Source organism: Demequina sp. (genome assembly GCF_024642165.1).
Lineage (GTDB): Bacteria > Actinomycetota > Actinomycetes > Actinomycetales > Demequinaceae > Demequina.
The window spans coordinates 1-10650 of the sequence record NZ_JAHEBP010000010.1; the positions used below are offsets into that span (position 1 = coordinate 1).

Consider the following 10650-nt stretch of genomic DNA (forward strand, 5'->3'; position numbering starts at 1 on the left):
GCCGATCTCTTTCGCGATCTCATGGACGCGGGGCTTTGCCACTTCTCTCCTGTCTCGGCTCGCCCAAGACAGGGTCGAGCCATCGTTACGGCTGGGTGCTCATCGTGAGCTGCTCATCGGATGGCCATGGGCTTTCATCCCGTCTGATTCGATGGTTGGGCACGGTCCACGCTAGCCGACCTCGAGGCCGGCCACGTCCAGGTCAGCCACGCGCAGTGCACGAGGAATCGCCTTCCGCTTCAGCGCCAGCGCGAGGCATGTCGGGTCGGGGTGCAACCAGGCTCCCCGCCCCGGCAGGCGACGGCTCTCGTCGACGACCGCTCGGCCGTCCACGCATGCCACCCGCACCAGGACCGTCCGAGATCCCCGACCCCTGCATCCGACGCACGTCCGCACCGGCTCCTGAGGAGCACTCACGGGGGCGCCGACGTCACGTGACGGTTCTCTCGGCTGCACCAGTCTAGCGGGTCCCGCTCAACCGGCCGAACCGGCGCGCCCCGGCACGTCCGGCTGCTCGTCCGAACGGATGTCGATGCGCCAGCCCGTGAGGCGCGCGGCGAGGCGGGCGTTCTGCCCCTCCTTGCCGATTGCGAGCGACAGATGGAAGTCGGGCACCACGACGCGCGCCGCCCGGGCCTCCTCGTCAACCACGGTCACCGAGACCACGCGCGACGGCGACAGGGCGTTGCCCACGAAGGTCGCCGGATCCTCCGCCCAGTCGATGATGTCGATCTTCTCCCCGCGGAGCTCGCTCATGACGGCGCGGACCCTCGAGCCCATGGGTCCGATGCATGCGCCCTTGGCGTTGACGCCCGGGACGGTCGCGCGGACGGCGAGCTTGGTGCGGTGGCCGGCCTCGCGCGCGAGGCTCATGATCTCGACGGTGCCATCGGCGATCTCGGGAACCTCGAGCTCGAACATCTTGCGGACCATGCCGGGGTGCGTACGGGAGAGCGTGATGGACGGGCCCTTCTGGCCGCGCGAGATGTCGAGCACGTAGCCCTTGAGCCGCTCGCCGTGCACGTAGACCTCGGTGGGGACCTGCTCGTGCGGCGGCAGGATCGCCTCGACGTCCCCCAGGTCGACGTGCACATTCCTGGGATCCGCGGACTGCTGGATGATCCCCGACACCAGCTGACCTTCCTTGCCCGCGTACTCGCCGAGCACCGCATCGTCCCCCGCCTGACGCAGGCGCTGGAAGATCACCTGGCGCGCGGTCGACGTCGCGATGCGGCCGAAGTCGTCTGGCGTGTGGTCGAACTCGGGCTGGTCCGCCGGATCGTCGGGCGTCTCGCCGTCCTCCCGGGCGAACACCGTGACCTTCCCGGAGACGCGGTCCAGGTGCGCCCGCGCGTGCCGGTAGGCGCCGGGTGTCTTGTGGTACGCCGAGAGCAGGGCCTGCTCGATCGCGTCCACGAGCACGTCGAGCTTGATGTCCTTCTCGCGCTCGAGGCCGCGCAGCGCCTGCATGTCGATGTCCATGGTCCTACTCCTGTCCCGACCTCGTGAGCTCCACGACGATGCGCCCGTCCTGGACCTGCGCGAGCGGCACCCGGACGTGGGTGCCGCCGGAGTCGAGCACCACGTCCTCGCCGTCGACATCGACCAGGCGTCCGCTCGCCGTGCCGTCCGCGAGGCGCAGATCGACCAGGCGGGTGCGGGCACGCAGGAAGTGGCGCCGCTGCGTGAGGAGGCGGTCGGTGCCCGGAGTCGAGACCTCGAGCACATAGGGCGTCGACGGCACGTCGGCCTGATCGAGCGCGGCCCCGATGGCCCGGGAGGCCCGGGCGACCACGTCCAGATCGGCGCTGCCCACCTGAGTCTCCGGGAGGTCGACGGTCACGACCACGCGCGAGCGCTTGCCGGCAGGGGTCACCGTCACGTCCTCGACCACCAGGCCCGCGGCCTCCGCTGCCGGTGCGGCGAGCTCGGTGATGCGGCTCGAGATGTCCATGGCATCGCCTCCCACGCGCAGCGCACGTTCCGTTCCTGAAATTCTGTCGACCACAGTCTAGGGCCACCCCGGGGGCGTGTCATGATGTGCCGCATGACCCCCCGCCCGCACGCCGTGCTGGGCGCGGCGGTCGCCGGCGTGGTGCTCGCGGTGAGCGCCACGGGGTGCTCCTGGCGGGCCGAGACCCCGCCCATCGAGCGCCGCACGCCGTCGCCCGAGGTGGTGATCCGGGACCAGGCGGCGGAGCGCGAGCAGTCCGTGATCGACGCCGAACCCACGGGGATGCTCGGCGAGATCCAGACCCTCACGGCGCCGGAGCGGCTGGCCGCCTTGGGCGGTGTCTACGTCGCCACGCCGGGTGCGTCACCCAGCCCGTCCATGCCTCCCGCGCTCGACGAGGCGGTGCGCGCGGCGATGGTAGGGGCGTTGGCCGATGCCGCGGCCGCACAGCCCTCCGATCCGGCTCTCGCTGCGCTGCTGCGGTCCATCGGACTGTCGCACGCCGTCGCGCTGGGCGCCGCCGACGCTGCGGGGGCGGGCCCCGCCGCGCGCATCGTCCCGGAGGAGACCGGGCTCGGGACGTCGCTGACGCCCGAATCCGGAACCGCGGTCGCTCCCGCGACGCTCGCCAGGCTCGCGGTCGCCCACGATCGCGCCGCGTTCGTCTACCAGGTCGCGGCCGCGCGCGCCGAGGGCGACGAGCGCCTCGCCGCGCTGGAGAGATCCGCCCTCCACCGCGAGCGTGCCGACGCATTCGCGACGCTGCCCGGGGTGGAGGACGCCCGTCAGGAGCTCTACGACGTCCCGCCCGCGTCGGTCGCCGATGCAGGGGCACGGGCGTCGACGGAGCGCGGGGTCGAGACGTCGTTGGGGTGGAACTACGCGGCGCTGCTCGACGGCGTGGCGACGCCGGACTCGCGGTGGATCCTCAACGCCGCGTACGACGCGTACCTGCAGGCGGCGTCGCTGCCCGGCTTCCTCGCCTCGGACGTGCCGGCGCTCCCCGGGATCGCGGTCGACGGCGCCTAACGCGCCGCGTCGACCCGCGCGTAGGCCTCCTCGAGGCGCGTCCCGAGATACGGCGTCAAGGTGCGCACATAGGTCGCCGTCAGGTGCGACCCGTCGGTGAACATCGCGACCCCGCCCACCACCGGAGCGCACGCCGCGCCTGGGCAGTAGATGTCCCGCGCGAGGTCGATGACGGTGACCCCGGCGTCCATGCGCGAGGCTGCGATCACCACGGATTCGCGAGCCGGGATGGCCACGTCGGCGGGCTCGGCGCATTCCACGGCCGCCTCCGCGCCGTTCCGCGCCACGCAGTCGGGGGTGTCCTCGGGGAACAGCGGGACGTCGGTCACCGCGATCACCGGCGTGCCCCGCGCGATCGACCTGGTCCAGGTGGATACCAGGCCCTCCACCTTCACCTGCATCTCGGAGATCGGCGGCTCGGCATGCACCCGCAGCGACTCCCACAGGGTGGTGAAGGCCGCGTCGTACGGGCGATCCATGGAGTCCAGATGGGACTCGATGTTGGCGTTCCAGTCCGCGCACTCCTGCTCGAGCGCCACCGTGGGGCGCCTGCGCGGCGCATCCGACCAGTAGCAGCCCGTATGCGCCATGACGTCGATGCGCCACCCGAGGTCCCCCGCCAGCCGCTCGAGCGCCGGAGTCAGCGCATAGAGGTGCGAATCGCCGATCGCCGCGATGCGGATCGCCGCGTCCGGATCTCCGAACGTGCACCACTCCAGTTCGGAGCTGCCGTCGTGTCCGAAGCACTCCTCAAAGTCCGGCGTGTCCTTGACGGCGAGCGCGGGCGCCGGAACCACCGTGTCGGGGGCCGCGCACGTCTGGTCGAGCGCGGCCGGGGCGCCGAAGCAGCCGGGTTCGGGGGTCGAGGCGTCGCCCCCGCCGCCCGAGGGGTCGGGGCTCGACTCGGCGGCGGCGGAGGCTGCGGCGATCGCCGCCTCGGCGGCGGCCTGGGCCTCGCGCTCGACCTGCGCGGGCACCGCGACGCCCACGAGGACCACCGCCGCCATGCTGGCGACGATGCCGACACCCACGGCGCGCCGATACGCCGGCACGCGGACCAGCCGGAACCTGATCGGGTCCTCGAGGTACTGCGTGGTCAGCCAGGCGAGCAGGGCCGTGAGCGCGATCAGCCCCAGCTTGGCGCGGTAGTCCAGCGCGTTCCCGGTGGCCAGCACCGGGATTGCGAGCAGCGGCCAGTGCCAGAGGTAGAACGCGTAGGAGATGCGACCGAGCCCCTGGACGGGCCTCCACGATGCGACGGCGCCGAAGACCCCGCGATCGTGAGCGGCGACGATCACCAGCGCCGTGCCCACGACCGGCACCGCGGCGATCGCACCGGGGAACGCCATCTCGCCGGAGATGAGCGCCATCGAACCCGCGATCGCGGCGACGCCCACCCAGGCGAATGCGGCGCGGAGCCGCGCGGGCGCGGCCAATCCGAGCAGGGCGACCAGGCCGCCCGCCGCGAACTCCCATGCCCGCGTGGTGGTGACGAAGTAGGCCGCCTGCGGGTTCGCACCCGTGTATGCGATCGAGAAGCCGTAGGACGCCGCGGTGGCGAGGGCGAGCGTGGCGACCAGCGCGATGCGCCAGCGCCGCTGTGCGAGCGCCACCACCACGGCGAGCAGCACCGGGACCACCAGGTAGAACTGCTCCTCGACCGAGAGGCTCCAGAAGTGCTGGGTGGGCGACGGCGGCTGGGTGGCGCTCAGGTAGTCGGTCGACGAGCGCGCGAGCACCCAGTTCTCCACGTACAGCGTCGAGGCGACCGCCTCGGACAGGAACTGGCGCCACCGCGCCTCGGGAACCCACAGCAGCGTCATGGCGACGATCGCGAGGATGACGAGCATGGACGAGGGCAGCAGCCGGCGCACGCGGCGGGCCCAGAATCCCCGCAGGTCGATCCCGCCGCGAAGGTCCACCTCGCGCGCCAGGTGGCCCACGATCAGGAAGCCGGAGATGACGAAGAAGACATCGACGCCCACAAATCCGCCGGTCAGGCGCTGCGGCCATGCGTGGAAGACGACCACCCCGAGCACCGCGAGCGCGCGGAGCGCCTGGATGTCCGGCCGCAGCCGCTCGCGGGTGCGCCCCGCGTCCGTCCCTGTCGCCACTGAGTCTCCGTCCGCTGGAGCGGCGGGATGCCGATAACGGGGTCGACCCTACCTCCGCTGGGGCGCGCGGATCGCTCCCCCACGCGGGCGACCGGGCGTGCTGTGTTAGGTTGCTGGGGCCGTCGGACACCCCGTCGACGGCGATGTCAGGGGCCCCGGAGGACCGTTGAGGACCACTGGATCGCGCGCGGCGCGGCGCATGCGCGCGGGTATCGACCGCGCGATGACGCATGCCGTTCACGTCAACGACTCCGACTCCGGCGACGCACTGAGCCGGCTGCCCGCCCGCAGCGCGCTGATCCGCATCCGCGTGGAGCTCCCGCACACCCTGCGCGTGCTCGCGCTCCCCGCCTACAGCCCGCCACTGACCCGCGAGCTCGAACTCACGGTGACCCGGTGGCACGCCCCCGTCGCGGGGTGGACAGGACGGGTGTCCCACGTCCCGTATCTCAGCTCCATCACGCAGTCCTACCCGGACAAGGGCGCCGGCGCGGCTCGGGTCACGTTGCGCACATCACGTCCGGTCGCGGTGCACGCGCTGGTCGCCGCGGCGATCCCGGCGCTGCTCCCCTCCAACGACGGCCACGGCGCCGCGCCGCGCATCGTCGTGGCACCGGGACTTCCCGCCGGCGTGCTCGCCATGCTGCCCACCGCCGTGCCACGCGCGTTCGAGAACAAGCCCTCCCGACACCTCAAGGGGGTGGGCCTGGCCGATGCCGAGGTGGCGCTGGTGCGCAACGATGCGCAGCGGGACCGGCACGCCTCGGCCTCCGAGGACCAGCGCGCCGGCGACTTCGTGCAGGTCGACGGGCGCGGCCACGCCTTCGCCGAGCCGCGCCGCGCGCGCCCGCTGGTCGACCTGCGCGTCCACAACCCCGTGGGGAGGATCTCCTCCTTCATCGACGAATGCGCCACCGGCACGCTGGACGTGGTGTCGCCGCACGAGCTCAGGCTGGTCACCGCCCCACCCGAGCACGATGCGCCGGAGACGGAGCTGTCGATCGACCTGGGACGCCCGCTCGAGCCTCGCGCGGTGGCGGCGCTCCGCGACGTCGAGCACCTCTCGCTTGCCGGCCTAGCGTCCGAGCACGGCGCGTCGCCCGACCTGATCGCCGCGCGGCTCGCAGAGCTCGCGACCACCGGAACCGTCCTCCACTCGCTCCCCGACACGGTGGCGCCGCCGGCCGGCAGCCTGTCGAGCGCCCTGCTCGCGACGCTGCGCGAGCCCTACTCGCCCACTTCGGGCCTCGCCCGCGACCTCCGCTCCGTGGTGCAGCGCACCACGGCGATGCGCGACCACGGAGGCCTGCTCGAGCTCGCGGAGATCTCCCGGCGAAGCGGCGGCTACCGCCTGCTGCCCTCCGTGTCGGTGGTCATGTCCACCATGCGGCCCGACCGCGCCGCGCGGGCCCTCGCCATGCTCACGGAGCAGACCTACCCGCACCTCGAGATCGTTGCCGCCTTCCACGGGGTCCCCATGCCGGACCGCAGCGTGTCGGACACCCGCCCGGGTCCACCGATCGTCGCGTTCGAGACCGGCCCGGGCCTCACCTTCGGCGAGGCGCTCGCGGCCGGCGCACGGCGCGCGGCGGGCGACCTCATCGTCAAGGTCGACGACGACGACTGGTACGGCCCGGAGCTGATCTGGGACCTGGTGCTGGCCTACCTGTACTCCGGCGCCCAGGTGGTGGGCAAGACCACGGAATTCCTGCACTTCGAGGGCATGAACCACACGGTGCACCGCACGTTCGCGCAGGAGCGCTTCCATACCCAGGTCGCGGGCGGCGCCATGATGCTGTCCCGCGCGGACTACGAGTCAATCGGCGGGTGGCGGCCTACCCCCCATTCCACCGACCGCAGCGTGCTGATCGGGGTGGCGCGCGCCGGCGGCCTTGCGTACCGCACCCACGGCCTCGGGTACGTGTACGTGCGCCACGGCGACGGCCACACATGGACGCAGGAGGATTCGAGCCTCCTCAGCGGCGCATTCGAGCAGTGGCCGGGCCGCCAACCCGCGATCCTCGAGCGGCACCGCTACCACTCCCCCGACGAATGGCAGGCTTGAGGCATGAGTCCCAAGCCGCTCACCACTCACCCCGACCTCCAACGCGTGGTCTTCAAGAACCGGTGGCGCGAGATCTTCGACGGCAACGTGCCCGCGGGGTGGGAGCCCAGCATGTCCGTCTCGGTCATCGTGCCGGCGTTCAACAGCGCCACGCTCGACCTCACTCTGGCGTCACTGGCCGCGCAGGACTACCCGGAGGATCTGGTCGAGGTCATCGTGGTCGACGACGGCTCCGAGCCGCCGGTGACGCTGGGCACTCGCGTGCATCCGCACACGCGCCTGATCCGGCTGGACGATCCCGACCGGCTGGGCTGGGGCCGCGCCAACGCCACCCATCGAGCCATCGCGGAGAGCACCGGCGACATCATCTACTGGGTCGATTCCGACATGGTGCTGTTCCGGGACAACATCCGTCGGCACGCGGTCTGGGCGCACTTCATCCCGGAGGCCGCGACGATCGGCTACAAGGGATTCGTCGAGTCGTGGGAGCAGTTCGACCCGGAGAGCGTCTTCCAGGGCGTGCTCGACGGCTCGATCGCGGATCACTGGGATCCGGCCACGCTGCACCGCCATTGGTCGCAGGACATCTTCGAGGAGACGGACGATCTCAACGACTCGGACGGCCGCAACTACGCCACGCACATGGGGGCGACCGCCTCGGTGACGCGGCTGGTGTACGAGCGCACCCACGGCACCGATCCTCGCCTGCGCGCCGGCGAGGACACGGAGATCGCGTACCAGATCTGGCAGGCGGGCGGCGTCTTCATCCCGGTGGATGGGTCGCTCGCCTGGCACCTCGGCCGCGGCACCGTGCAGGATCAGTCGGATGCCGTCGCGCACCACAACAAGCCGTACTTCGCCCAGCGGATGCCCATCCCCCGCTACCGCCGGACGGCCGCGAACCGCCGGTGGGAGGTGCCGCTGATCCGCGTGGTCGTGGAGGTCGATCACAGCTCGGCCGCCGTCGCGCGCGACTGCGTGGACCTGCTCCTCAACAGCTCCGAGTCGGATCTCACGGTGGACCTGGTGGGCCCGTGGTCCGAGCTTGACGGCGGGCGCCGGAGGATCCTCGCGGATCCGCGGGCAGAGATGTACCTGCTCCAGGAGTGGTTCCGGGGCGAGCCACGGGTGAACCTTGTCGAGACGGCGCCGTCGAGCGTGTTCCCGTCGCCATACCGGGTCGACGTCCCGCCGGCCGTCGGCCTGCCCCCGCGGGCGATGCGCGCCATCCTGCGCCGGATCGATGGACGACGCCTGGGCAAGGTGTCATTCCTCACCCCTCACTCGGAGGTCAACGGCACGGTGACGGCGTGGTCCACGGCGGCGCTCACCCGCGCCTCCCACTACGTCTCCGACGACGTCAGCCTCGACGAGGCGCTCGACGCGACCTGGGGCGTCGAGTGGTGGAAGGGCTCGGAGTTGGGGCTGGTCGACCTGCGCGAACGCCCCGCGCCCGAGCGCATCTACCGCGCGCACGACGAGGTCAAGGACCTTGAGGCCAAGGTGGCCGAGGTCGAGTCCCAGCGACGCGCCGCGGAGTCCCAGCTCGCCAAGGAGCGACGCGTGGGGGAAAGCGCGGTCCGGCACACGGTGCGCAGGGACTTCCGCCGCGCTCGGGGCGTCGCCGCGCGAGCGGCCCGGCGCGTGGCGACCCGGCTGCGCGGCCCGCGGAATCCCGCCGGAGACTAGGCCAACGCCTCCCGGACGGCGCGCGCCACCGTCGCCGCGGCATCGTCCACGGGGAGCGCCTCGCTGCCGCCTGTCGCCCGAGTCTTGAGTTCGACAGTGCCATCGACGAGCCCGCGGCCCACGACCAGGATGAACGGGGCGCCGATGAGTTCGGCGTCCTTGAACTTCACGCCCGGCGAGACCTTGGGGCGGTCGTCGTAGCAGACCTCGACGCCGGCGGCCTCGAGGTCGCCCGCGAGCGCCTCGGCGGCGTCGAACACTGCCTGATCCTTACCCGTCGCCACCAGGTGCACCTGGTAGGGCGCCACCTGGATCGGCCACCGCAGGCCCAGTTCGTCGTTGTTGTTCTCGGCCAGCAGGGCAAGGCTGCGCGTCACGCCGATCCCGTAGGACCCCATGGTCACCACCTGCTGCTTGCCGTTCTCGTCGAGCACGCGGAGGTCGAGTGCGGCGGCGTACTTGCGGCCCAGCTGGAAGATGTGGCCGATCTCGACGCCGCGGGCGAGCTCCAGCGGGCCCGATCCGTCGGGGGCGGGGTCCCCAGCGCGGACCTCGGCGGCCTCGATGGTGCCGTCCGCGATGAAGTCGCGGCCTGCGGTGAGTTCGAAGACATGGCGCCCGGGTGCGTCGGCCCCAGTGATCCAGCGGGTCCCGGGGACGATGCGCGGGTCGAGCAGGTACGGGATGGCGCCGTCGGCCTCGTCGCCGCGGGCGACGCCCGCCGGGCGGGCCTGAGGACCGAGCGCGCCGGGACCGATGTAGCCCTTGACGAGCTCGGGGTGGCGGGCGAAGTCCTCGTCGGTGGCGGCCTCGACTCCGTGGGGAGCGAGCGCCGCCTCGAGGCGCGTCATGTCCGCGTCGCGGTCACCGGGGATGCCCACCACCAGGATCGACCGCTCGCCCGACGGCGCGGTGAGGGCCAGCACCACGTTCTTCAGCGTGTCCGCCGCGGTCCAGGGGCTATCTGGCCGGGGGTGGGAGGCGTTCGCAAGGTCGACCAGGGTGGCGATCGTGGGGGTGTCCGGCGTGTCCTCGACGTGCGCAGCGGGCGCGTCCGTCCAGTCGATCGGCGCCGGAACCGGGGTGGTGACGGCCTCGACGTTGGCGGAGTAGCCGCCCGGCGAGCGGACGTAGGTGTCCTCCCCGATCTCCGTCGGGGACAGGAACTCCTCCGACTTCGATCCCCCCATCGCGCCCGAGGTGGCCGTGACGATCACGTACTCGAGGCCCAGCCGGTCGAAGATCCGCACGTAGGCGTCGCGTTGCGCCTGGTAGCTCTCGTCCAGGCCCTCGTCCGTGAGGTCGAACGAGTACGAGTCCTTCATGATGAACTCGCGACCGCGCAACAGTCCCGCGCGGGGCCGTGCCTCGTCGCGATACTTGGTCTGGATCTGATAGATCGTGAGCGGCAGGTCCTTGTACGAGGAGTACAGGTCCTTCACGAGCAGGGTGAAGACCTCCTCGTGCGTGGGCGCGAGCAGGTAGTCGCCCCCCTTGCGGTCCACGACCCGGAAGATCCCGGGCCCGTACTCGGTCCATCGGCCCGTGGCCTCGTACGGCTCCTTGGGGAGCAGCGCCGGGAAGTGAACCTCCTGGCCGCCCGCGCGATCCATCTCCTCGCGCACGATCGCCTCGACCTTCGCCAGCACCTTCAGGCCCAGCGGGAGCCAGCTGTAGATGCCGGGGGCGGCGCGCCGGATGTAGCCGGCGCGCACCAGGAGCCTGTGGGACGCGACCTCGGCGTCGGCGGGGTCCTCGCGCAGGGTGCGGAGGAAGAGCGTGGACATGCGGAGCATGGG

At 72.0% G+C, this 10650-nt stretch carries 8 protein-coding genes; 3 read left to right on the forward strand and 5 right to left on the reverse strand.

All coding sequences use genetic code 11. The features are described 5' to 3' along the window. Positions 1-171 precede the first annotated feature (171 nt). The 3 genes from Q0L54_RS01885 to Q0L54_RS01895 are packed head-to-tail and all read right to left on the reverse strand — an operon-like array spanning position 172 to position 1954. Positions 172-456, reverse strand: coding sequence for a YlxR family protein (locus Q0L54_RS01885; RefSeq protein ID WP_366937919.1), 285 nt, complete (start codon positions 454-456; stop codon positions 172-174). An 18-nt stretch (positions 457-474) separates the two neighbouring features. After that, positions 475-1482, reverse strand: coding sequence for a transcription termination factor NusA (gene nusA, locus Q0L54_RS01890; protein WP_296665016.1), 1008 nt, complete (start codon positions 1480-1482; stop codon positions 475-477). A gap of 4 nt (positions 1483-1486) precedes the next feature. Continuing rightward, positions 1487-1954 carry a ribosome maturation factor RimP gene (locus Q0L54_RS01895; protein WP_296665018.1) on the reverse strand — a complete coding sequence of 156 codons (468 nt, stop codon included), beginning with the start codon at positions 1952-1954 and terminating at the stop codon, positions 1487-1489. Between the two features lie 93 nt (positions 1955-2047). Between Q0L54_RS01895 and Q0L54_RS01900 the strand changes: the two genes are divergently transcribed. Next, the gene (locus tag Q0L54_RS01900; protein ID WP_296665020.1) at positions 2048-2983 is read left to right on the forward strand and encodes a hypothetical protein; all 936 of its coding nucleotides are present in this window, start codon (positions 2048-2050) and stop codon (positions 2981-2983) included. On the opposite strand, the gene Q0L54_RS01905 is transcribed toward Q0L54_RS01900, so the two are convergent. After that, a complete protein-coding gene (locus Q0L54_RS01905; protein ID WP_296665022.1) occupies positions 2980-5097 on the reverse strand; it encodes an acyltransferase family protein in 2118 nt (705 codons plus the stop codon). The genes Q0L54_RS01900 and Q0L54_RS01905 overlap by 4 nt on opposite strands. A 223-nt stretch (positions 5098-5320) precedes the next feature. On the opposite strand from Q0L54_RS01905, the gene Q0L54_RS01910 reads away from it, so the two are divergent. Continuing rightward, entirely contained in the window at positions 5321-7162 is a 1842-nt protein-coding gene (locus Q0L54_RS01910) for a glycosyltransferase (RefSeq protein ID WP_296665024.1), read from the forward strand. A gap of 3 nt (positions 7163-7165) precedes the next feature. Beyond that, the gene (locus Q0L54_RS01915) at positions 7166-8851 is read left to right on the forward strand and encodes a glycosyltransferase family 2 protein (protein ID WP_296665026.1); all 1686 of its coding nucleotides are present in this window, start codon (positions 7166-7168) and stop codon (positions 8849-8851) included. Here the strand turns inward: Q0L54_RS01915 and Q0L54_RS01920 are convergent. Beyond that, positions 8848-10638: a proline--tRNA ligase gene (locus Q0L54_RS01920; RefSeq protein ID WP_296665061.1), complete on the reverse strand. Its 1791-nt coding sequence runs from the start codon at positions 10636-10638 to the stop codon at positions 8848-8850. The genes Q0L54_RS01915 and Q0L54_RS01920 overlap by 4 nt on opposite strands. Positions 10639-10650: the final 12 nt, after the last annotated feature.